This is a genomic window from Niastella sp. sgz303648 (genome assembly GCF_059587045.1).
The window spans coordinates 163,235-189,591 of record NZ_JCAPSW010000016.1; the positions used below are offsets into that span (position 1 = coordinate 163,235).

A 26,357-nucleotide genomic window follows, 5' to 3' on the forward strand; every position below is an offset into this window, starting at 1 on the left:
GGCAATTAACGCGAAGTGATTATACCTGATGCTCCCTGTAACCTGCTGCGTGTAACCTGTAACGTGATTAATTTGCGAATGCCATTGGCATCAATTATCTTGCCGGCAGAATCCGGGATACAGGTATAGCCATTCCTGTACTTTCAACAACCCATAACCGATGTGCATTAATCGCAACAGTCGATCAAATCTTATCTTTTTACATATATTCTTTCTATTATGTTCATGCAGCCTCACCGGCCTGGCACAATTAAAAGCCGACTTTACGGTTGATAAAACCGGCGGCTGCTCTCCGCTTACCGTATCATTTACCAATAAAACAACAGGCGCTTCGGCGAATGCAACCTATAAATGGGATTTTGGCAATGGTAATACGGCATCCACTCCCAATCCCGGTGCGATATTTATTAATGAACAAGCATATACGATTACACTTACCGTTCAGGATAGTACGCAAACTTCAGCAAAAACACAATCTGTTACAGTTTATAAAAAACCTGCAGCTGATTTTACTACTCCTCTTGCTAAACAATGTTTATCGTCGCCGGTAACGTTTACCAGCAATGCGGAGCCCGGCGATGGTACCATCGCCAGCTACTATTGGGATTTTGGCGACGGCACTACACAGCAGGGATTCAGCAATAGTCAGGCGCATTCGTACAGCCTGGTTCAGAAGGCAACAGTAAGCCTTACTGTTACCAACAGCTATGGCTGTTACAACATGATACAAAAAAAAGATATTGTAGAACTGGTTCCGGGGCTTATTGCCGGCTTCAGCGCCGATAAAAGGATATTATGTAAAGAAACCGATGCAGTACAATTCACCAACAGCAGCAACGGCCCGGGTACGTTAAGTTATACCTGGGATTTTGGCGATGGCACTACAGCAGCAACAACCAATACCGCGCATGTATATAATAAAAAGGGCATTTATACAGTTAAGTTTACCGTAAACAATTCTGAAGGATGTACAGCCTTTTCTGTTCAACCCGGTTATATTAATGTTGCCGGTTACAGCACCGCCTTTGATATACCACCGGTTATTTGCGAAAGAAGCAGTACTACGTTTACAGGCAAAAGCACCCCTGCCCCCAACACCTCGGAATGGCAGATAAATGGTACTGCAGCCGGTTACAACAACACACTCTTTTATACATTTAATACGGCGGGCACGTATTCCATTAAACTAACCAACACATTTGGAACCTGTACCGATTCCCTGGTACAGCAGGTTATGGTTAATAAGGTTCCCGATCTGAGAGGTTTTATAATAGATATAAAAGACTCCTGCGGCGCTCCTGTTACCGTTAACTTCAGGGATACAACTTCAACAGCGGTAAAGTGGAACTGGAATTTCATGATTCCACTTACCACACCTCAGTCTACCCTGCAGGCTCCCACATATATTTACACGAATGATGGCAGTTATACAGTACAACTTAAGATTACAACTGCAGCAGGTTGCACCAACAGCATTCAGCAATCTTTTAAAACTATAAAGCCCGATGTATCCATATTTCCTAAATCACCCGTATACAGCGCTTGTGAAACGTTAACAACCAGTTTTAAAGCATCGTCAACGGAACCGATTGTTTCGTATAACTGGAATTTTGGCGATGGCAGCACATATACCGATGCAGAACCTGTTCATACATATATTAAGCCAGGCAATTACCAGGTAAAATTGACTTATACAACCAAAAGCGGCTGCACAAACACTGCGTATTTCAATGGGATAAATGTTTACCAGCAACCGGCCATTGATTTTACAGCTTCGCGAACCACATTATGCGCCAATAACTCAGTTGTATTCACTACAACGCTAACACCCGATCAGGGCTATACAGATTTACGCTTGTTTTGGGATTTCGGCGACGGAGTTAGTTATAACGTTAATAAGGTGGTGCAGCATTTGTACAGCCGGCCGGGAACTTATACGGTTAAACTTATTGCTTACAATGGTAACTGTTCCGACACGATAACAAAAATCAATTACATTACAGTACTTGCCGCCCCCGACCCAATGTATCTCTGGAGTTCCAACACCTGCAATGGAACACGTGGCGAAGTAATTTTCAATGCCACCCCCGGTAATGCGACCAATATTACCTGGAATTTTGGTGATGGTACACCACCGGTAACCACAGCTGCAACGCAAACAACTATTACACATACATATGCCAGTACCGGAAATTATACGGCAACGCTTTCAACAAGCCTGGGTACCTGCCCGGCAAGTTCCGGTACACCGGTTTCTATTCTGCTGAAACAAAAGCCATTGTTAACAACCGATAAAGCAGCTATATGTATAGGCGAAGGGCTCCCCGTTAAAGTTACCAGCTATGAACTAAATCCAATGGGCAGCCCATCGTCCCCACATTATTCACTTCAATTTCAGTACGACGATGGAAGTTTATATGCAGGAGCAATCAATACAACCAACCCGTACTGGACAAACGTATACGAAGGCATAGTGTGGAACCCTGAAAAAGAAAAGCAAAAATTAAGAGTGATTACCTCTTCGGTATACTTTGGGTGCAGGGATACTTCCAACTATATAACTTACAAGGTCAAAGGAGTTTCAGCCGGGGTTCAGGTGGTAACAAACAATGTATGTTACAAAAACGCGGTGGAATTAAAAGATACTTCCAAAACGTATAACAATACTATACAGAGCTGGCTGTGGAATTTTGGCGACGGACAAACCAGTACGCAAAACGGAGGATTTGTTTCGCATACATATACCAGCCCCGGCGCTTATAATGCAACTTTAAAAATAACCGATGCAGCAGGTTGTACTTCTACTGCTACTGCAGGCGTAACAATAAATGCGCTGGGCCCCAAAGCCGACTTTACAGCTTCGGCAACGAATGTAAATATAAATACTGCCGTTTATTTTTATAATACGACCAACAACTATGGAGTAAACAATACAACTTATCAGTGGTACATTAACGGTGTTCCGTTTTCTTCGGCAAATAGTCCATCTTATTTATTCGAACAGCCCGGCACCTACACCATTAAGCTGGTAGCATCCGGCGCTACGTCGCAATGCTTATCCGAAGTTACCCGGCAAATTGTAGTAAATAATTTTAATTATGCTTTCAGCTTTACTACGTCATCTATCACCGCCAGTAATTGTCCGCCCGTACTGGTACGATTTACCAATACCTCTGTTAATTATACAAACATTAAATGGGATTTTGGCGATGGCTTCACGCTCGAAAATGTAAACTATCCGAGACATATTTATGAAAAAGCAGGTAAATACATTATTACCTTGTATGTATACGTAGGCACCGTACTGAAAGGTGCTTATATTGACTCGCTGTTTATAAAACAACCGCAGGCCGATGTGCAAACCAGTTCAACCGAAGGTTGTATCGGGCATATGGTAACCCTGAATGCTACGAGCAAAAATACCGCCTCATACATATGGGACTTTGGCGATGGCAGCATGCTGCAAACAGCAGATAGTTTTGCTACCCATCAATATAGGTGGCCCGGCGTATATTCGCCCACGTTGCTATTGAAGGAAACTACCAACGGCTGCGCAAAGGCCACCACCCTGACTGAAAAAATTGACATTCATGCCAACCCGGTGGTAACCATAACACCCGTTGACCCTGTTATTTGTTTGGGCGCCTATGCCAGCCTGCAGGCACGTGGTGGTAACGTTTATGAATGGTTGCCCGTAACCGGCTTAAGCGATCCAAATACAGCCTCACCTGTGGCAACGCCCGTTGAAACCACGCTGTATAGCGTAAAAGTTGCTGATGCCATTGGATGCAATAGTACCGGCACGGTAAAAGTAACAGTGATACAACCGGTTACAATAAGTGTAATATCCGATACTTCTGTTTGTAAAGGTGATGTAGTGCAATTACAGGCTTCAGGGGCTGAATTGTATACCTGGATCAATAACACTGCAGGATTAAGTAATACCCAAATTGCTAACCCGGTTGCTCAACCGTCTGAAACCACGCAATATACCGTTACCGGTTCAGATGCATACCGCTGTTTTACCGATACGGCATCGATCACTGTACAAGCACTGCCCCTGCCTGCCATACAGGCCGGAGCTGATGTTGAAGTATGGGCCGGTGATCCGGTTTCCCTGCATGCAACCGGCAGCAATGATGTGGTTAACTGGAAGTGGACGCCCCAAATTTATCTGAGTTGTACCAATTGCCCCGATCCGGTAAGCACTCCACATGCCTCAGTTGTTTATACCATAACAGTGAAAAACCAGTATGGATGCAAGGCCACCGATAGCATTGCCATAAAAACAATGTGCGAAGAAAGCCATGTTTCCATTCCCAATGGTTTTACACCAAACGGAGATGGCGTTAATGATGTATTTATTATTAAAGGCATTTCGATCGTAAAGCACCTGATCATATATAACCGCTGGGGACAAAAAGTATATGAACGCAACAATTTTATTGCAGGCGACCGCTCGCTGTGCTGGGATGGCAAATTGAATGGCTATCCGGCAGAAGAAGGCACTTATGTATATTTTGCAGAAATGGAGTGCCCCGCGGGCGGACAATTTACCCGCAAAGGAACAGTAACGTTGCTGAGGTAGTGGTTAGCAGAAAGTTGAGGTTAACAAGTTGAAAAGTTAACTGGTTGACACAGTTGACAGGTTATAGCAAAGTGCCTTGCCGTTTCACGTTTGCCGTTTCACGATTCACAATTGACCATTGACCATTCACCAAAATTATTACCACCGGTGTTGCGAATGCGACGTTCATCAGCTAATTTTGCTGGTTGAAACCAGAGGGCGGCAACCCTAAACCGATGTGCATTAAGCGTAGTACCAAAGCTAATCTTGCTTTTTTACATATTGTATTTTTCCTGTGTATATGCAGCCTTACAGGCTATGCGCAGTTAAAAGCCGATTTTACGGTTGATAAAACCGGCGGCTGCTCCCCCCTTTCTGTATCATTTACCAATAAAACCACGGGCGCTTCGGCCAACGCTGTTTATAAATGGAATTTTGGCAACGGCAATACCGCCACCATTCCTAACCCCGGTGCTATTTTCATTAACGAACAGGACTATACAGTTACACTTACAGTTGAAGATGGCAGTCAAATTGCACAGAAAACACAAACAATTACCGTTTATAAAAAACCATCCGTTGATTTTACAGCCAATACCGTTAAAGGCTGCCTGCCGGCACCGGTAACGTTTACCAGCAATTCCTCGGCCGGCAGCGGCTCCATAGCAAGTTATTACTGGGATTTTGGCGACGGCATTACGCAGCAGGGTTATGGCAGCAGTCAGGTGCATACCTACAACATGGTTCAGAAAGCCACTGTAATGTTAACGGTTACCAATTCGTTCGGCTGTTATAATACAGTACAAAAAAAAGATATTGTACAGATTTTACCGTCACTTATTGCAGGTTTTTCTTCCGACAAAAGAGTATTGTGTAAGGAAACCGATGCGGTACAATTTACGAACAACAGCAACGGTCCGGGTACATTAAGCTATACCTGGGATTTTGGCGACGGCACTAACTCAGCAGCAACACATCCTGCCCATGCTTTTAATAAAAAAGGGATTTATTCCGTAAAACTCACAGTAAACAGTTCAGAAGGATGTACGGCCTCTTCCATCCAAACCAATTACCTGAATGTAGCCAGTTACAGCACCGAATTTGATGTACCATCGCTCATTTGTAAAAACAGCTCTGCAACGTTTACAGGAAAAAGCACGCCCGTTCCTACCTACTCGGTATGGAAGGTAGATGATAACTACGCCGGTTATTACGGCAACTATCTTTCGTATTCATTTTATACACCCGGCACGTATACCGTTAAACTATTAAACACCTTCGGCACCTGTGCCGATTCGGCGGTTCACCAGGTATCGGTAAAAGACATTCCCAACCTGCGTGATTTTATCATGGAAACAAAAGACTCGTGCGGAGCCCCAACCAAAGTTTCATTTAAAGACACAACACCTACCGCCGTTAAATGGGAATGGGATTTCAATTATAATTATTATCAGCCAAAGGTACAGTCAACAGTACAGGCCCCTGTATATACCTATACCACAGATGGCAGTTATATTGTATACCTTAAGGTTACCAATACCGATGGTTGCAGCAGCAGCTATTCGAAATATTTTCAAACCATTAAGCCCTATGTAACCATTTTCCCTACAACGTATAACAGCAGTGGCTGTGGAACCTTATCATGTAGTTTTACAGCCAACACATCTGACCCCATTGTTTCGTATAAGTGGAATTTTGGCGATGGCAACTCATCAACCAGCGCAGCCCCGTCGTATACCTATACAACACCCGGCACTTACCAGGTTAGCTTAAATTATACTACCCGGGCCGGCTGCACAGGCACAGCGTACTATAATTCAATGACCGTTTATAAAAAGCCCGAAGCCGATTTTACCGCGTCGCAAACACAGGTGTGCGGCAATAACAACGTTATATTCACTGCGAGCCTAACGCCACCGCAGGGATGGCCTTCATTAAGCTATACCTGGGATTTTGGAGATGGGTATAGTGGCTTCTACTATAGTTCAGCAGCAGTGCATTCATATTCAAAGGAAGGTACTTATACCATTAAGCTGATTGTTTATAACGGGTCGTGCACCGATACTGTAATAAAGACAAATTATATAAAGGTGCTTCCCCCCTTCCCTCATATATTGTCGGTTAACAATACCTGTAATGGCACCAGGGGCGATGTTACTTTCACCCAGCAAACAGATAACGCTACCAGCATTACATGGAATTTTGGCGATGGCAGTACAGCCACCACGGCGCCCGGCCAAACTACTATCACCCACACGTATACTAAAAGCGGTACTTATACAGTGTCTCTTTCTGCGACCAATAATACCTGTGTGATAACTACCAGCACCATCGCCCGGGTGTTGCTTAAACAAAACCCCGTGCTTACGGCCGATAAAACGATCATATGCGCAGATGGCACACTTAACATTAATGTGTCGCCTTTTGATAAGAACCCACAGAATAACAGTATCTGGACCGCTGATTATTACTTAAGTTTTCAATACGGCGACGGAAGTACTTCTTACATATCAGTTAATTCAAACAACTGGTACTGGAGCAATACCTTTAACGGCTCCCTTACATTGTTTGATAAGGCAAAACAGAACTTAAGAGCCATTTCAACCTCGTATGGCTTTGGGTGTAACGATACTACCAATTATGTTCCATTACAAATAAAAAGCGCCACGGCCGGATTTGAAGTAGTAACCAATAATGTATGTTTTAAAAACCCGGTGGTATTAAAAGATACATCTAAAGTTGCCAACACCACCATCCAAAGCTGGCGGTGGGATTTCGGCGATGGCCAAACCAGTACGCAAAGCGGAACGGTTTCGCATACCTATTCAAATCCCGGTTATTATTATGTTAGTTTAAAAGTAACAGACGCCACCGGATGTTCCGCATCCAGCACAACCACTTCAGTAAATGCATTAGGACCAAAAGCATATTTCTGGGCGTCGGGAACCAATGTATCGTTAAACAGCACTGTTTATTTTTATAACAATACCAATACCTACGGTGTTGTTAATACAACCTACCAGTGGTACATTAACGACGTGCCATTTTCATCAGGTTATAGCCCGTCGTATACATTCGATAAGGCAGGCACCTATACTATAAAGCTGGTAGCAACTGACGCCACCAACCCCTGTTCGTCGGAATATACGCAGACGATTGTGGTAAATAATTTTAATGCAGCATTCAACTTTACAACCTCTTTCATTACAGCCAGCAGTTGTCCGCCGGTACTGGTGCGATTCAATAATACCTCGATCAACTATACAAAAATAATATGGGATTTTGGCGATGGCAGTACGCTTGAAAATGTAAATTATCCTTCTCATATTTATGAAAAGGCCGGCAAATACATCATTAATTTGTTTGTATACGGCCCCAATGGACTAACAGGCACCTATATTGATTCGGTATTTATAAAAGAACCGGAGCCCGATGTGCAAACCAGTTCAACGGAAGGCTGTATAGGGCATATGATAACGCTGAACGCTTCGACTCAAAGCACCGCTTCGTATGTGTGGGATTTTGGCGATGGCAGCGTAGTACAAACGGCTGATAGTTTTGCCACCCATCAATATAATGTGCCCGGTATTTATTCACCGATGTTGCTGATGAAAGAAACGCCCAATGGATGCACCGCCGCCACTACACTGACTGATAAAATAAACATTCATGCAAATCCGGTTATTACGTTATCACCGGCTGAACCACTTGTTTGTTTGGGTTCTTCTGTAACCTTACAGGCAGGCGGAGGCAGTGTGTATGAATGGTCGCCCGCCACCGGATTAAGCAACACCAATACGGCCACTCCTGCAGCATCGCCGGCAACAACCACCAGCTATACGGTAAAAGTTACAGATGCCATTGGCTGTTACAGCGCGGCCCCGCTTACAGTGACGGTTATACAACCGGGTACTGTAAGTGTAAATGCAGATACTTCGGTATGTAAAGGCAATACAGTTCAATTACAGGCCACCGGCGCTGAATTATATAACTGGATCAATAATACTTCAGGATTAAACAACACGCAAATTGCAAACCCGGTAGCCCAACCCGCTGAAACCACCGAATACACCGTTACCGGCTCAGATAAATACCATTGTTTTACCGATACGGCAAAAGTAACCATAGGCATATTACCATTACCATCAGTTGAAGCGGGTACCGATGTTGAAGTTTGGGTAGGAGAAAAAGCTCAGCTTCATGTCACCGGCAGCCCCGATGTGATCAGTTGGAACTGGACACCGGCCACTTATCTTAGTTGTACCCACTGTACCGATCCGGTAAGTACGCCGCAGGCGCAAACCACTTACACCATTACGGTACAAAATCAATATGGCTGCAAGGCTTCAGACAATATGACTGTAAAAATATTTTGTGATGAAGGCCGTGTAGCTATACCCAATGGATTTACACCCAATGGCGATGGTGTAAATGATGTGTTTATTATTAAAGGAATTTCAATAATAAAACACCTGGTGATTTATAACCGGTGGGGACAAAAAGTATATGAGCGCAACAACTTTATTGCCGGCGACCGTTCGTTATGCTGGGACGGTAATTTCAATGGCTATCCGGCAGCAGAAGGCACTTACGTATATTTTGCCGAGCTGGAATGCCCCTCGGGCGGACAGTTTGCACGGAAAGGAACTGTAACGTTATTAAGATAATTGGTTACCGGTTTCTGGTGACCCGTTACCAGTTACCAGGTTGCGAGTTACAGGTTACAAGTTTCAGGTTACAGGGACTTGAAACCTGTAACCTGAAACTGCTCACTCTTATGTTTATTGCTTATTGTCAATTGCTTATTGCCCATTGACTGCTACAGCTCTCCACGCGAAGCGGCATACAATTCGTACCAGTCCTGGTGGTCGAGGTCGATCGAAAATGCGTTGGCAATATTTCTGATGCGCTGTTCATTGATGGTGCCAATCAGCGGCAGGGCGCCGAGCTTTACCAGCCAGGCAACGGCAATGGATTCAATATCGGCATTGTATTTACGGCCGATCTCCTGTAGCTTCGACCGCACTTTAACCGCCTGTTCATCGGTTCCGTTGGCAATGCGGCCGGCAGCCAGTGGCGATGAAGCCAGCGGACGCATATACCGTTGTTTGATATAATCCAGCTGTCCGTTGTCGAGCGCAGCCGTATTCAGCAGATTCAGATCAATATGATTGGTAACAATGGGGGTGCGTAACAGAGAGGCCAGTAACTGGTGCTGAAACACCGTAAAATTCACTACACCGATGTTTTTTACCTTGCCCGACTCTTTCAATCTTTGTAAAGTAAGCGCTGTTTCTTCAACATTCGACAGCGGATCGAGGTGGTTTAGCAGGAATATGTCGATATAATCGGTACGCAGTTTTCTCAATGAATTATCTACGCTTTTCTGAATATGTTCTTTTGAGGTGTTGTAATGTTTTACCCGAATTGCAGGATTTTCGGCGTGAGGCTCAACCAGCCCGCATTTTGAAAACAGAACAATATCTTCACGTTTAAACGATTTGCGGTTGATCAGTTTACCAAACAGTTCTTCGCACTGGTAATCGCCGTAAATATCAGCATGGTCAAATGTATTGATGCCTAATTCAAGACATAAATTAACGATCTTTTCCATGGTTTGGGCGGCATCGCCCCCTACTTCGTTCCATCTGTAAAAACCATAAATGGCCGGCGACACTTTCGGGCCCGAATCACTGAGATAAATCTTTTGCATTCCGTTGTTGTTTTTAGGAATACAATTATCGGGATTAAATTAATAAAATACAAAATTTATACTGTGAGCTGCAGGAAGAGAAAGAGAAAAAGGATTTATTCCCGGTTTCTCCGGGATTTCTCTTTTTCTCTTTTTAATGCTGAGAATTTAAGTCCTGAGCGACGTGTCCGACAACGTATTTGGTAATTGTTATTTATTTATCTGTTCACTGTTCAATATATCTGTCACTGCTTTTCCGGGCAAAATCCTGAACACGGGAATATTGATCGCATACTTTTCGCACAGGTCTTTTATGCGGCGATCAATTTGTTCGTGAGAATAACGCAATGAAAAATGTCCTAAGATCAGTTTTTCTATTTTAATGCCGCTAACCATTTCGATCACTTCTTCGAGATAACTGTGTTTATTGCCATGTGCATCAACGGTACCTTCTTCGCGCAAAAAAGTAGCTTCATGTATCAGTATTTTTGAATTGTTCCAGCGGGCAGGGTCTTCGACCGGTGTGTCGCCGGAATAACTTAACAAGGTTGTTCTTACTTCAACATGTGTATTTTCTTTCCCCTGCTCCTGAATGATTTGTTTAATGGCTTCGCCGGGCAGTTTCGTTAATTCAGGTTTTAGCTTTTGCTTTGACTGAATAACTTTATAGCTGAGGCTTTTAATACTGTTTGCATCGGCAACAACATGGCCATTGGAAATAGCCTGTATCAAAATATCATCTTTGATCCGGCTATTGGTTTCAGGCGAAACCGGTTTCCATATGGTGCCGGATACATGCGGATCAAAACGCATTGAAAATTCCTTAAATGCCGGAAACGAACCGCTGTCTTTCGGATAATGAATAACAGGAAATCCCGGCCGGGCATTCAGCTGATTAAACTGCAGTAAGCCGGTGAGATGATCGCGATCGGCATGAGAAATAAAAACATGATTTATTTTTCTGCTCTTTTGTAACAAAGTAGTAGTAAGCCCCTCCCCTGCATCGAACAAAAGGCCCAGTTCCTCAATAAAATACCAGGTCGAAAAAAGTGCGGTGGAATATCCCGTAATAGTGAGTTGCATTGGTATTGCTGTAAAAAGTTATTTGCTGGCATGAAAATTAGTGTAATTCATTTGAATTTTTATTGTTAATTAAATGAAAAACCATGATCACCACCAAAAATGCCATCCCGGCAAACGAAACAGTAAACTCCTTTATTCAATCGCTGAACGCAGAAGATTTTAAAGCGGCCCGTAATTATATAACCGACAATTTTTCGTTTGTTGGCGTTTTAGGAACGTGTAACGGAGCAGAAGCATACCTAAGTGATATGGAACGCATGCGGTTAAAGTATGATATTAAAAAAACTTTTACAGATGGCGATGATGTATGCCTGTGGTACGATATCAACATGGGCAATGCAACCATTTTTGCCTGTGGCTGGTATCACATACAGGCTGGCAGGATAGATTCATTTAAAGTAATATTTGATCCGCGCCCGGTACTTGAGCAGGCGCCCCCAAAATAGCCTAAGCGCATTCCTGAAAAAAAATGCCGGGTTGTTTACTCCCCGGCATTTTCTTTTTAAGGCTATTCAATTTTATTGATAAACCACAACCAGTTTGGGAAATTTGTCGGTATAGGTGGTATTACCACTTCCTACAAAAATACGGCTGGTATAAATTGATTCGCTTTGCAGTTTCATCATAAAACCATAATTGGCATTTGTGTTAACCATCGAACTAACCATATTGGTTACATCGAGATTTAAATCCAAAACAGTTTGACTGGTATGCGCCACTACAATCTGATTGCTTGTTGTAGTTGTGGGCTGGTTATACCAGCCGGCGGTGCTGGTTGACCAGCTTGAAGTTACCTGTTGCACATACATGGCATTATTTGTACCGTAATTCGCATCCTTCAAATTACCATTTAAGGTAGGATATGGATAGGAATACATATAAAGGTTGGCGCTCACGATAGTTGCATTTGCAGGAATACTGCTTAAATCAAATTTAATTAATAACCTTTCCGTAATAGGATCTCCACCTATAGTCCAGGCAATAACCGGAATATCTACGCGAGGCCCCCAACTTTGGTTATTACCCTGATAAACCGCCAATACGTATTCATTTGGGTTACTGGCAGGCTGCAGCGTAAGTGTTTTTACAGTGCCGGGATTAACAATAATGGAAACAGTGTCAACTCCTGTGGCACCTTTATCATCGGTAACCATTAACTGAAACACGTAGGTTCCTTTTGTGTTGAATTTAACGGTAGTTGACGGTGAACCGGGATTAATAATTGAAGATGCAGCCGGGCCCGAAACCTGGCTCCATAAATAAGCAACCACCTTACCATCGGCATCACTGCCCGTTCCCGTAAGAACGGTCGAATCGGGAAGGGTAATTGTTTTGGAAGAACCGGCATCGGCTACGGGTACTTTATTTTCAACGAAATCGTCTTTTTTGCAACCTGCAATGGAAATGCAAAAAGCAAGAATAAAAAGGGGTACATGTGTTCTTCTGGGCATAACTTTTCAATTAATTATAATAATTTCAACATGCAAATAAATCATCCTTTTATGATAAATAGAAATTATATCATTATTAATTAATAAGTGCGCAGTTTTAGCCGATAAGTGTGCAGATTTGGCAATAGACGTGCATCGTATTTATACGAATTTACACTTCTACCATGCATTCTTCGGGAATTTGGACTACCGGTTCATTTTGTACAGCACGCTGCCTGATGAATACAAAAGTAAGCGCAAGCGATAGTATCAACAGCAGTATACTTATCCAGATAACGTGATGAATACCGAAACGGGTAATCATTATACCACCCAAAAATGTACCAAGCGTTACCCCGGCATTACCAAACGATACCATTAAACTGGCGGCCAGTTCGGGCGCTTCCGGCGCTTCTGACGTTGACCTCGTTTGGCCAATTAAAAAACCTCCTGTATGAATAAATCCCCAGATGCCTATGATCGCAGTCATAGGAATAAACCAGCCGCCAAAGGCAAAAGCAAGCAGGTGAACCGCAATTAACGACAGCAAAAACAAACGGGTAGTAAGCAATACATTTTTACTTAACGCAATACCGGTAACCCAGTTGCCTGCAATACCGGTAGTACCAAATACCAGCAGCATTACACTAATTTGTTTACCGTTCATGCTGCTCACTTTTCCAAGATATTCGGCCAGGTAACTATACGTGGCGAAAATGCCGGCTATCATGATCATGGTAGCAATAAGGTTTACCCACATTTGCCCTTTGCCTAATATTTTCAGCTGGCTTTGCGACGATTGTTTATCGGTAACGGGCATCGAAGGAACAAACGCAGCCAGTGCTGCAAAGGCAATCAGGTTAATTATTCCTGATAAAACAAAAGAAGCCTTCCAGTTGATTAACTCTGCCATATAGGTAGTTATAGGAACACCCAAAACGGTGGCTACGCTTAGCCCTGCCAGTACTATTGATACTGCTTTTGGAGCATCTTTCGGTTCAACCTGTTTCGATGCAGCCACTGTGGCTACCGCCCAAAACACCGGATGTAAAAAAGCCGGAAGTATGCGTGCAATCATCAGTACGGCAAAGTTGGGCGATAATGCAGATAAAATATTAGAAAGCACAAAAATAAACAGCACAAGGCACATCATCCATTTTCGATTAAATTTTGAAGTTAGTAATACTGAAAAAGGTCCGGTAAGGGCAATAGTCAATGCAAAGCCGCTTAATAACCATCCTGCAGCATCAATAGATATCTGAAAGTGCTTCGCAATAGCCGGCATGATACCGATAATTCCAAACTCGGTAGTAATAATGCCAAAAGCGCCAAGGGCCAGAATGTAGATCGTTCGCTTCATACATTTAAATATTGAAATGTTTCGATAAATAAAAGGCACATCAGCCTTTTGGGCTGTGCAAAAAAACATGTTGAAATGGCTACCCTTTCAGGGCGCTGAGAAAGGCAATGTAATCGTCGAGCACCTCTTTGTTGAGGGTGTATTTGAGGTTTCGGCCTTCTTTTTCAGGTATAAGAAGGTCGGCGTCTGTAAGTTGTTTTAAGTGGTGTGATACGGAAGGCTGGGCAAGATCGAGCAATTCATGTATTTCTGCGCAATACAGGCAATCGCGTTTCTTCCTGAATTTTTGCAAAATTACAATCCTGTTCGGGTCGCTTAATGCCCGGGATATTTTTTCGAATTTTTTACTATCCATATCCGGCCTTTTTAAAGCCGGCCACAAATATAAATAGATACATCGAAATGTTTCGATATTTTTTCTACAAAATTTTAATCAACCCGCTTTTAACATATGATTACTATGATGTATAAAAAAAGAACCACCCTGTATAAAACAGGGTGGCATACTCTCCTCCGGGTATTCCAGGGAATTCACCATGGGCTGAAGCAGAGCCTTAACGCAATCTGTTTAGTTGGGATTTATTACTCACCTACTTTTTATTATCATTTAAATACTGCGTAAAAACAATGCGTGTTATTTTGGTATAATCAACGTTAAACAGTGAGCTGATGCTAACGATTTCATGCACAGTCAAATCATCTACTTTCGATTTCAGGCGCGTCATACGTGGATTATTTGTATGAAGATGTTTTGTTAACAGGCTCTTGGGAAGATAATCGAATATTTCCCTGAATTCGGTTATATGTCCGCTCTCGATCATGAATTTAATACTATCATATCGCTTATCCATGCTCATTATGTAAAGAAAAAAAGAAATACTGATTATTTCTTTAAATAGTACGTTTTGCACTTTTTTAGTTCATTATGAATATTTATTTGCACGAAATGAATTTTTTTTGTTTTAAATTTTATAGTACTAAAACAGCACAAGTTGTTACTTTGCTTTTTTATCAGGCTTATGTTTTTTGGGCTCCTCGTGAAGCAATGCCAGATTAACAAGCAGCTTTGTTTCGATACCACAGGCTTTTGCAATTTTCGAAAGCTCAAATAACCTGAACTGAAGCGGATGGTTGATAAGCCTTGTAAAGCGATCATTATTAGTTTTTATCTCAAGACGCACGGTAGATTTCGGGATATAATTGAATATCTCATCAAATGATTTTATCTGTCCATTCTGTATAAAATGGCCAACAACAGCGAACCGCGGGTCCTTATTTAACCGATGATCTTTCAACATATTATCTACCATCAAAGAAAATGATAATATATGTATGAAAATCACCGGCAGGCAGTAAGAGAAAAAGGCGGAAATCATAAGCGTTGACTCAAACGCTTAGCAGTGAAGATTTTATATCTAAAAAAAAGTACAATTTCTATACAAAAAAGTAATAATCTCTGTACAAAAAAGTACATGCGCTACCCTGCATAGCACTATTTTGTACTTTTTAAAGAAACACATACCCAATACTGTTACATTGTTTATTTCCATGGGCACCAGATAACTCCATCTTTATGATCATCACCCCGTAATATAAACGACAGCTCGAATGTTTTTGGTTTTTGCTCGGCCTGGCTAAGCTTTGAAACTGTTACATCGTACGATAATCCAAACTGCATGGTTTTATACCGCAGCCCAATATAGGGAATCACCGCATTGTTCGACCAATACCAAAGTCCGAGGTATAACACCTGATCTTCACCTGTTTCGTTCAAAAAAAGGCCTAATGCGCCACCTATAGAAAAATAACTGGCCTTTGACTGATACTGATAAATGCCATTGGTATTGATCAGCATATTATCATTCAGATAAGTTTCGAAATTGGCATGCACCACTTTTCGCATGGCCAAACGCTGATGAGGGTCTTCGAGCACTGTTTGCTTAGGCTCGTTCAGGTGAAAAGCGGCCACTCCTACATCAACATTTGTTCTGTCGGTAGTGAAACTATAAGTTATACCTGCACTTGATGAAATATAAGGTTTCATATTTACCAGTGCATCCTCACCGGTAGGCAGATTGGTATCGAACCCATTTCCCATAAATTGTTCTGGGAATATAAGCCGGTGAAATTCTATTCGCTTGCTTCCGTAAATGCCCCCCACTCCTATTCCGAGCCTGTGGTCGCCAACATCGTCAGACAACGTTATATTGTACGAAACATTCAGCGAGCCGTAAACACTTTTGTGGATACCCGACATGGTATAATCGTACATAAGCATGCCACCCAATCCCAAAACGTTTGTTTCGGGCAGTTTATCTTTCATGATCTTACTATCATAAGAAACCGTTCCGGTGGCATACGGACTTGCAGGCCCGATCCACTGATCCCGGAAATTGGTCACCAGCCTCCATTTACTGTTGATATTGGCAGTAAGTGCCGGATTTATATTTAAAGGAGATGCAAAGAACTGAGAAAAGCTCGGGTCCTGGGCGATAATAACACCCGGAAAACCGATCAGTAACAAAACAATTTTAAAAGATAATTTCTGTTTCATAATTCACATTTTTATCTTAACAACATTGCATTGCCGGCTTTCTTGAATACGGTACCATCATTTCCTACCGCTTCTACCGTCCAGGTATAGGTATCCATAACCTGCGGTACACCCTTGTAAATGCCATCCCAACCAAAGCCTAATATGTTCGTTTCAAACATCAGTTGACCCCATCTGTCGAACACCCTGAAGTACCTGAGTTCAACGATGTTGCGGGTGAATGGGAACAGGTAGTCGTTATGACCATCTTTTTTATGTGGCGACCAGGCAGTGGGCACCCACAAATCGGGCGGCTCATTAATGGTTCCCTGCGCAATCACTTTTACCACCTGCGTATCAACCGTAATACAACCTGCATCAGAAGTTATATAAATGAGGTAATCCATCCGTTGCGCGTATTTAAATACAGGGTTGAAAATGTCGTTCTTGCTCAAACCTGTTCCAGGAGCCCACTGGTACGAATAATCATTACCAAGCACCCTCGCCTTCAACGGTGTTGGCAGATTAGCCGTTGTAACAATATCCTGGTACCTGATACCCGAAGCAGCCTGAATTACAGTTACTGTAGCAGATGCCTGAATTGAATTATTTGAACAATATGCATCCGATACGCTTCTGATGGTGTACGTGGTGGTTGTTGTGGGCGAAACTTCGAGCTGATAGGTATTTGTTGTAATTGAACTTATAATATGACTGATGATTCCATCGGTATATACGATAGTGAATGGCGCATTTCCGCTCAGTGTAATAATTAAATTAGCTTTTGTTCCACGGCAAGTAGTGCTGCCTGTTATAGTAGCTGACGGCGCCTGATTAATTTGAGCAGTAACCGGTTTAATACTCATACATCCGGCCTGATTAATTGCTTTAATATAATATGTGCCGCTTACTGTTACAGCACCCGGGTTAGCCAATGCAATTGTACCTGCTGCATCGGACCAGTACGAGTAGCTTAGATCCGGATCACTGCCTGCTGTAACTGCCGAATCAGTGAGATCAACCGGTGTTTGACTGCAGTTAGGAGCCGGATTATTTACAACCAGTTTTAGAGAAGCCTGCAGGGTAAGGTTGGTAATGATCACGCTATCGCAACCCGACTGCCCCGTAAATGTTGAGGTATATACCCCACTGGCAGTTGCTATTACGCCATTGGGCAATGTATAAACGTTTGCACAGGTTGATATGGTTTCGGTTTTTGAGCTGCCTGTTTTAACGGTTAAAATCAATGTAGCGATAGAGTCACAACCGGCGATGCTGGTCAGATTAGCCGTATAGGTGCCCGACTGGGTGTACCTGATACCATTCCATGTATATGGTAATTGATTAGAACAAATAGTAATTGTTTGTGTGCCGGTAAGTACAGGGTTAACGTTCAGCGTTAATGTTACAATAGAATCGCAACCGGCGGCGCTGGTCAGGGTATCCTTATAGGTACCGGCGACATTATAAGTATTACCATTCCAGATGTATGGAAGTTGGTTATTACAGATGGTGGCAGTGGTTGTACCAGTCAGTATGTTATTTACGGTCAGGATAAGTGTTGCAATCGAATCGCAACCACCAGCGCTTGTTAATGTATCGGCATAAGTACCTGCGGCATTGTATTGGTTACCGTTCCATGTGTATGGCAATTGGTTGACGCAGATGGTGGTTCTGGTGGTGTCGGTCAATATGTTATTTACTGTCAGAATCAGTGTTGCTATCGAGTCACAACCACCAGCGCTTGTTAATGTATCGGCATAAGTACCTGCTGCATTGTATTGGTTGCCGTTCCATGTGTATGGTAATTGATTGGCGCAGATGGTGGTTCTGGTAGTGTCGGTCAGTACGTTATTTACAGTCAGGATCAGCGTTGATATCGAATCACAACCACCGGTGCTTGTTAATGTATCGGCATAAGTACCCGCGGCGTTGTATTGGTTACCGTTCCATGTGTATGGCAACTGGTTGACGCAGATGTTAGTTCTGGTGGTGTCGGTCAGTATATTATTTACAGTTAAGATTAATGTTGCTATCGAGTCACAACCGCCGGCGCTGGTCAGGGTATCGGCATAAGAGCCTGCTGCGTTGTATTGGTTGCCGTTCCAGGTGTATGGTAGTTGATTGACGCAGATGGTGGTTCTGGTGGTATTGGTCAGAATATTATTTACAGTCAGGATTAGCGTTGATATCGAATCACATCCGCCTGTGCTTGTTAATGTATCTGCAAAGGTGCCTGCGGCATTGTATTGGTTACCGTTCCATGTGTATGGTAATTGGTTAATGCAAATGGTTGTTCTGGTGGTATCAGTTAATACATTATTTACAGTTAAGATTAATGTTGCTATCGAGTCACAACCGCTGGTGCTGGTCAGAGTATCATTATAAGTACCTGCTGCGTTGTATTGGGTACCGCTCCAGGTGTATGGTAATTGATTAGTACAGATGGTTGTTCTGGTGGTATCGGTTAATACATTATTTACAGTTAAGATTAATGTTGTTATCGAATCGCAACCGCCGGTGCTGGTCAGAGTATCATTATAAGTACCTGCTGCGTTGTATTGGTTACCGCTCCAGGTGTATGGTAATTGATTGACGCAGATGGTGGTTCTGGTCGTAAAGGTCAGAATATTATTTACGGTCAGGATTAGCGTTGATATCGAATCACATCCGCCCGTGCTTGTTAATGTATCTGCAAAGGTGCCTGCGGCATTGTATTGGTTACCGTTCCATGTGTATGGTAATTGGTTAGCGCAGATGGTGGTTCTGGTGGTATCAGTTAATACATTATTTACAGTTAAGATTAATGTTGCTATCGAATCACAACCGCCGGTGCTGGTCAGAGTATCATTATAAGTACCTGCTGCGTTGTATTGGTTACCGCTCCAGGTGTATGGTAATTGGTTGGTGCAGATAGTGGTTCTAGTGGTATCAGTCAATATGCTACTTACGGTTAAGATTAATGTTACGATTGAGTCACAACCAGCGACACTGATCAAAGTATCTTTATAAGTTCCGGCTACATTATACAAATTACCGTTCCAGGCATAAGGCAACTGATTGTTACAGATTGTTATAGCCTCAGTACCGGTTAGGATTGCATTTACATTCAAGGTTAAAGTCACGATTGAATCACAACCAGCAGCACTGATCAGGGTATCTTTATAAGTTCCGGCGGCATTATAGGTGTTGCCATTCCAGATGTATGGAAACTGGTTATTACAGATCATTACTGTCTCAGAACCGATCAGAGTTGCATTGACGTTCAGAGTCAGCGTAACAATCGAGTCACAACCGGCAACACTTGTCAAAGTATCCTTATAAGTTCCGGCGGCATTATACACATTTCCGTTCCAGGTATAGGGCAACTGATTGTTACAGATTGTTACTGTCTCAGAACCGGTCAGTGTTGCATTTACATTCAAGGTTAATGCAACGATTGAATCACAACCAGCAGCACTGATCAAAGTATCTTTATAAGTTCCGGCGGCATTATAACTGTTACCATTCCACAAGTATGGCAGTTGGTTGTTACAAATCGTTACTGTTTCAGAACCGGTCAGTGTTGCATTGACATTCAAGGTTAATGTCACGATAGAATCGCAACCGGAGACACTAATCAGTGTGTCTTTGTAAGTGCCGGCGGCATTATAGGTGTTGCCGTTCCACAAGTATGGCAACTGATTATTACAGATTGTCACTGTCTCAGAACCGATCAGTGTTGCATTGACATTCAAGGTTAATGTCACGATAGAATCGCAACCGGAGACACTAATCAGCGTGTCTTTGTAAGTGCCGGCGGCATTATAGGTGTTGCCGTTCCACAAGTATGGCAACTGATTATTACAGATTGTCACTGTCTCAGAACCGATCAGGGTTGCATTGACATTCAAGGTTAATGTTACGATTGAATCACAACCGGCAGCGCTCGTCAGTGTATCCTTATAAGTACCTGCTGCATTGTAGGTGTTGCCGTTCCACAAATATGGCAACTGATTATTACAGATTGTTACTGTCTCAGAACCGGTCAGTGTTGCATTGACGTTCAGGGTCAGCGTAACAATCGAGTCACAACCGGCAACACTTGTCAAAGTATCCTTATAAGTTCCGGCGGCATTATACGTATTACCATTCCAGGTATATGGCAGTTGGTTGGTACAGATTGTTACTGTCTGCGAACCGATAACAGCTGCATTTATATTCAGGATCAGGGTAACGACTGAATCACAACCGGCAGCGCTGATCAAAGTATCTTTATAAGTTCCGGCGGCATTGTAACTGTTGCCGTTCCACAAATATGGCAACTGATTATTACAGATTGTTACTGTCTCAGAACCGGTCAGTGTTGCATTTACATTTAAGGTTAATGTAACAATCGAATCACAACCAGCGGCGCTGATCAAAGTATCTTGATAAGTTCCGGCGGCATTGTATACATTACCGTTCCAGGTATAGGGCAACTGATTGTTACAGATCGTTACTGTCTCAGAACCGATCAGAGTTGCATTGACGTTCAGGGTCAGCGTAACAATCGAGTCACAACCGGCAACACTTGTCAGTGTATCCTTATAAGCTCCGGCGGCATTATACGTATTACCATTCCAGATGTACGGTAATTGGTTGTTACAGATAGTCACAGTCTCAGAACCAGTCAGTATTGCATTTGCATTCAAGGTTAATATCACGATAGAATCGCAACCGGAGACACTAATCAGCGTGTCTTTGTAAGTGCCGGCGGCATTATAGGTGTTGCCGTTCCACAAGTATGGCAACTGATTATTACAGATTGTCACTGTCTCAGAACCGGTCAGGGTTGCAATTACATTCAAGGTTAATGTTACGATTGAATCACAACCGGCAGCGCTCATCAGTGTATCCTTATAAGTACCTGCTGCATTGTAGGTGTTACCATTCCAGCTGTACGGCAACTGATTATTACAGATTGTTACAGTCTCAGAACCGGTCAGTGCTGCATTTACATTCAAGGTTAATGTCGCGATTGAATCACAACCAGCGGTGCTTATTAGAGTGTCTTTGTAAGTACCGGTGGCATTGTAGGTGTTACCATTCCATAAGTATGGCAGCTGGCTGTTACAGATGGTTACAGTCTGCGATCCAGTCACTGCAGCGTTGACATTCAGCATCAGAGTCATTATAGAATCACAACCACCGGTGCTTGTCAGGGTATCTTTATAAGTACCCGCAGCATTGTAGGTGTTACCATTCCAGCTGTACGGCAACTGATTATTACAGATTGTTACAGTCTCAGAACCGGTCAGTGTTGCATTTACATTCAAGGTTAATGTCACGATTGAATCACAACCGGCTGCACTGATCAAAGTATCTTTATAAGTTCCGGCGGCATTATAGGTATTGCCATTCCAGAGGTATGGAAGCTGGTTATTACAGATTGTTACTGTCTCAGAACCGGTCAGTGTTGCATTTACATTCAAGATTAATGTAACGATCGAATCACAACCAGCGGCGTTTATTAACGTGTCTTTGTAAGTACCTGCAACATTATACGTATTACCATTCCAGGCATATGGCAGTTGGTTGGTACAGATTGTTACTGCCTGCGAACCGATAACTGCTGCATTTACATTCAGGATCAGCGTAACGATTGAATCACAACCGGAGGCACTTGTCAGTGTATCTTTATAAGTACCCGCAGCATTGTAGGTGTTGCCATTCCAGATGTACGGTAATTGATTGTTACAGATTGTTACTTTTTGTGAACCGCTCACTGCTGCGTTGACATTCAGTATCAACGTAACGATTGAATCACAACCAGCAGCGCCGATCAGCGTGTCTTTATAAGTTCCCGCAGCATGGTAGGTATTGCCATTCCAGATATAAGGCAATTGATTAGTACAAATTGTAACAGTTTGCGAACCAGTCACAGATGTATTCACATTCAGAGTCAGCGTAACTATAGAATCACAACCAGCGGCGTTAGTCAACGTGTCCTTGTAAGTGCCAGCGGCATTGTAGGTGTTGCTATTCCATGTATAAGGCAATTGGCTGTTACAGATGGTTATTGTTTGTGACCCGGTTACTGCCGCATTTACATTCAATGTCATCGTAACGATTGAATCGCAACCAGCTGCACTAGTCAGCGTGTCCTTATAAGTACCAGCGGCATTATAGGTGCTGCCATTCCAGATGTACGGCAACTGATTATTACAAATCGTTACTGTCTCAGAACCGATCAGGGTTGCATTGACATTCAGGGTCAGCGTAACAATCGAGTCACAACCGGAAACACTTGTCAAAGTATCCTTATAAGTTCCAGCGGCATTATACACATTTCCGTTCCAGGTATATGGCAACTGGTTGTTACAGATTGTCTTAGTCTCAGAACCGGTCAGGATTGCATTGACGTTCAGGGTCAGCGTAACAATCGAGTCACAACCGGAAACACTTGTCAAAGTATCCTTATAAGTTCCAGCTGCATTATACACATTTCCGTTCCAGGTATATGGCAATTGGTTGTTACAGATGGTTATTGTCTGCGAGCCGGTTACAGCTGCACTCACATTCAAAGTCAGCGTAACGATTGAATCACAACCAGCGGAGCTAGTCAGCGTGTCTTTATAAGTTCCGGCGGCATTGTAAATGTTGCCATTCCAGAGGTACGGCAATTGATTGTTACAGATAGTCACGGTTTGCGAACCGGTGACGGCAGCATTTACATTCAATGTCAGCGTAATGATTGAATCGCAACCGGAGACACTAATCAGCGTGTCTTTGTAAGTGCCGGCGGCATTATAGGTGTTGCCGTTCCACAAGTATGGCAACTGATTATTACAGATTGTTACTGTCTCAGAACCGGTCAGTGTTGCATTTACATTCAAGGTTAATGTCACGATAGAATCGCAACCAGCGACACTCATCAATGTATCTTTATAAGTTCCGGCATCGTTATAGCTGTTGCCGTTCCACGAATATGGCAATTGGATGTTACAGATTGTTACTGTTTGTGAACCAGTCACAGCGGCATTTACATTCAAGGTTAATGTCACGATTGAATCACAACCAGCGACACTGATCAAAGTATCCTTATAAGTACCAGCAGCATTATAAGTTTTGCCGTTCCACAAATATGGCAACTGGTTAATACAGATCGTTACTGTCTCAAAACCGGTCAGTGTTGCATTGACGTTCAGGGTTAATGTTACAATTGAATCACAACCGGCAGCGCTGATCAGAGTATCTTTATAAGTACCGGCTGCATTGTAAGTGTTGCCATTCCAGGTGTAGGGCAACTGATTATTACAGATCGTTACCGTTTGCGATCCGGCTATTGCGGCGTTGACATTCAGGATCAGGGTTACGATTGAATCACAACCAGCGGAGCTAGTCAGCGTGTCTTTATAAGTTCCGGCGGCATTATACGTATTACCATTCCAGGTGTATGGCAATTGATTATTACAGATCGTTACGTTTTGGGAACCAGTCACAACTGTGTTTACGTTCAGAATAAGAGTAACGAGTGAATCACAACCAGCAGCACTGATCAGGGTATCTTTATAAGTTCCGGCGGCATTATAGGTGTTGCCATTCCAGATGTATGGAAACTGGTTATTACAGATCATTACTGTCTCAGAACCGATCAGAGTTGCATTGACGTTCAGAGTCAGCGTAACAATCGAGTCACAACCAGCGACACTGATCAAAGTATCTTTATAAGTTCCGGCTACATTATACAAATTACCATTCCAGGCATAAGGCAACTGATTGTTACAGATCGTTACTGTCTCCGAACCGGTCAATGTTGCGTTGACATTCAAGGTTAATGTCACGATAGAATCGCAACCAGCGACACTGATCAGTATATCGGTATAAGTTCCGGCGGCATTGTATACATTACCGTTCCAGATATAGGGCAACTGATTGTTACAGATCGTTACTGTCTCAAAACCGGTCAGGATTGCATTTACATTCAAGGTTAATGTCACGATTGAATCACAACCGGCAGCGCTCGTCAGTGTATCCTTATAAATACCTGCTGCATTGTAGGTGTTGCCATTCCAGGTGTAGGGCAACTGATTATTACAGATCGTTACTGTTTGCGATCCGGTTACTGCGGCACTTACATTCAGAGTCAGCGTAACGATTGAATCACAACCAGCAACGCTTATCAGCGTGTCTTTGTAAGTACCGGCTACATTATATGTATTGCCGTTCCACAAGTATGGCAACTGATTATTACAGATCGTAACTGTTTCAGAACCGATCAGTTTTGCATTTACATTCAAGGTTAAAGTCACGATAGAATCGCAACCAGCGACACTGATTAAAGTATCTTTATAAGTTCCGGCTACATTATACACATTTCCGTTCCAGGTATATGGCAACTGATTGTTACAGATCGTTACTGTCTCAGAACCGGTCAGGATTCCATTGACGTTCAGGGTCAGCGTAACAATTGAATCACAACCAGCGGCGCTGATCAAAGTATCTTTATAAGTTCCGGCGGCATTGTATACATTACCGTTCCAGGTATAGGGCAACTGATTGTTACAGATCGTTACTGTCTCAGAACCGATCAGAGTTGCATTGACGTTCAGGGTCAGCGTAACAATCGAGTCACAACCGGCAACACTTGTCAGTGTATCCTTATAAGCTCCGGCGGCATTATACGTATTACCATTCCAGATGTACGGTAATTGGTTGTTACAGATAGTCACAGTCTGCGAACTGGCTATAGCTGCATTGACATTCAGCGTCAGCGTAACGATTGAATCACAACCGGCGGCACTGGTCAGGGTATCCTTATAAGTGCCGGCGGCATTATAGGTGTTGCCGTTCCACAAGTATGGTAACTGATTATTACAGATAGTTACTGTCTCAGAACCGATCAGAGTTGCATTTACATTCAAGATTAATGTAACGATCGAATCACAACCAGCGACACTGATCAAAGTATCTTTATAAGTTCCGGCTACATTATACACATTACCGTTCCAGGTATAAGGCAATTGGCTGTTACAGATTGTTACTGTTTGTGAACCAGTCACAGATGTATTGACATTCAGCATCAGCGTAACTATTGAATCACAACCAGCGGAGCTAGTCAGCGTGTCTTTATAAGTTCCGGCGGCATTGTAGATGTTGCCATTCCAGATGTACGGCAATTGGTTGTTACAGATAGTCACAGTCTGCGAACTGGTTATAGCTGCATTGACATTCAGCGTCAGCGTAACGATTGAATCACAACCGGCGGCACTGGTCAGGGTATCCTTATAAGTGCCGGCGGCATTATAGGTGTTGCCGTTCCACAAGTATGGCAACTGATTATTACAGATTGTCACTGTCTCAGAACCGATCAGGGTTGCATTGACATTCAAGGTTAATGTCACGATAGAATCACAACCGGCAGCGCTCGTCAGTGTATCCTTATAAGTACCTGCTGCATTGTAGGTGTTGCCGTTCCACAAATATGGCATCTGATTATTACAGATTGTTACAGTCTCAGAACCGGTCAGTGTTGCATTGACGTTCAGGGTCAGCGTAACAATCGAGTCACAACCGGCAACACTTGTCAAAGTATCCTTATAAGTTCCAGCGGCATTATACACATTTCCGTTCCAGGTATATGGCAACTGGTTGTTACAGATTGTTTTAGTCTCAGAACCGGTCAGGATTGCATTGACGTTCAGGGTCAGCGTAACAATCGAGTCACAACC

At 43.0% G+C, this 26,357-nt stretch carries 12 protein-coding genes; 3 read left to right on the forward strand and 9 right to left on the reverse strand.

The window, feature by feature from the left end:
• The first annotated feature begins 160 nt into the window (after positions 1 to 160).
• Positions 161 to 4,588: a T9SS type B sorting domain-containing protein gene (locus tag AC59IL_RS32070; protein ID WP_496556342.1), complete on the forward strand. Its 4,428-nt coding sequence runs from the start codon at positions 161 to 163 to the stop codon at positions 4,586 to 4,588.
• Between the two features lie 215 nt (positions 4,589 to 4,803).
• Complete coding sequence (locus AC59IL_RS32075) at positions 4,804 to 9,234, forward strand: PKD domain-containing protein (protein WP_496556343.1); 4,431 nt, start codon at positions 4,804 to 4,806, stop codon at positions 9,232 to 9,234.
• Positions 9,235 to 9,386: 152 nt separating this feature from the next.
• Here AC59IL_RS32075 and AC59IL_RS32080 read toward each other — a convergent pair whose 3' ends face one another.
• Together AC59IL_RS32080 and AC59IL_RS32085 are read right to left on the reverse strand one after the other, a co-directional pair.
• Positions 9,387 to 10,280: an aldo/keto reductase gene (locus AC59IL_RS32080; RefSeq protein ID WP_496556344.1), complete on the reverse strand. Its 894-nt coding sequence runs from the start codon at positions 10,278 to 10,280 to the stop codon at positions 9,387 to 9,389.
• 189 nt (positions 10,281 to 10,469) lie between these two features.
• Positions 10,470 to 11,342 (reverse strand): MBL fold metallo-hydrolase, encoded by an 873-nt coding sequence (locus tag AC59IL_RS32085; protein ID WP_496556345.1) that lies wholly within the window; start codon positions 11,340 to 11,342, stop codon positions 10,470 to 10,472.
• Between the two features lie 83 nt (positions 11,343 to 11,425).
• On the opposite strand from AC59IL_RS32085, the gene AC59IL_RS32090 reads away from it, so the two are divergent.
• A complete protein-coding gene (locus AC59IL_RS32090; protein WP_496556346.1) occupies positions 11,426 to 11,788 on the forward strand; it encodes a nuclear transport factor 2 family protein in 363 nt (120 codons plus the stop codon).
• A 72-nt stretch (positions 11,789 to 11,860) separates the two neighbouring features.
• Here the strand turns inward: AC59IL_RS32090 and AC59IL_RS32095 are convergent, their stop codons facing one another.
• From AC59IL_RS32095 to AC59IL_RS32125, 7 genes are all read right to left on the reverse strand, one after another.
• Positions 11,861 to 12,793 (reverse strand): DNRLRE domain-containing protein, encoded by a 933-nt coding sequence (locus AC59IL_RS32095; RefSeq protein WP_496556347.1) that lies wholly within the window; start codon positions 12,791 to 12,793, stop codon positions 11,861 to 11,863.
• A gap of 151 nt (positions 12,794 to 12,944) precedes the next feature.
• Entirely contained in the window at positions 12,945 to 14,132 is a 1,188-nt protein-coding gene (locus AC59IL_RS32100; protein ID WP_496556348.1) for an MFS transporter, read from the reverse strand.
• Between the two features lie 79 nt (positions 14,133 to 14,211).
• On the reverse strand, positions 14,212 to 14,487 hold the full coding sequence (locus AC59IL_RS32105; protein ID WP_496556349.1) for an ArsR/SmtB family transcription factor: 276 nt from the start codon (positions 14,485 to 14,487) through the stop codon (positions 14,212 to 14,214).
• A gap of 235 nt (positions 14,488 to 14,722) precedes the next feature.
• Positions 14,723 to 14,983, reverse strand: a complete 261-nt coding sequence (locus tag AC59IL_RS32110) for a hypothetical protein (protein ID WP_496556350.1) — start codon at positions 14,981 to 14,983, stop codon at positions 14,723 to 14,725.
• Positions 14,984 to 15,127: 144 nt separating this feature from the next.
• Entirely contained in the window at positions 15,128 to 15,430 is a 303-nt protein-coding gene (locus tag AC59IL_RS32115) for a hypothetical protein (RefSeq protein ID WP_496556351.1), read from the reverse strand.
• 242 nt (positions 15,431 to 15,672) lie between these two features.
• Positions 15,673 to 16,686, reverse strand: coding sequence for a PorP/SprF family type IX secretion system membrane protein (locus AC59IL_RS32120; RefSeq protein ID WP_496556352.1), 1,014 nt, complete (start codon positions 16,684 to 16,686; stop codon positions 15,673 to 15,675).
• A gap of 11 nt (positions 16,687 to 16,697) precedes the next feature.
• Positions 16,698 to 26,273, reverse strand: coding sequence for a hypothetical protein (locus tag AC59IL_RS32125; protein WP_496556353.1), 9,576 nt, complete (start codon positions 26,271 to 26,273; stop codon positions 16,698 to 16,700).
• Between the last annotated feature and the right edge of the window lie 84 nt (positions 26,274 to 26,357).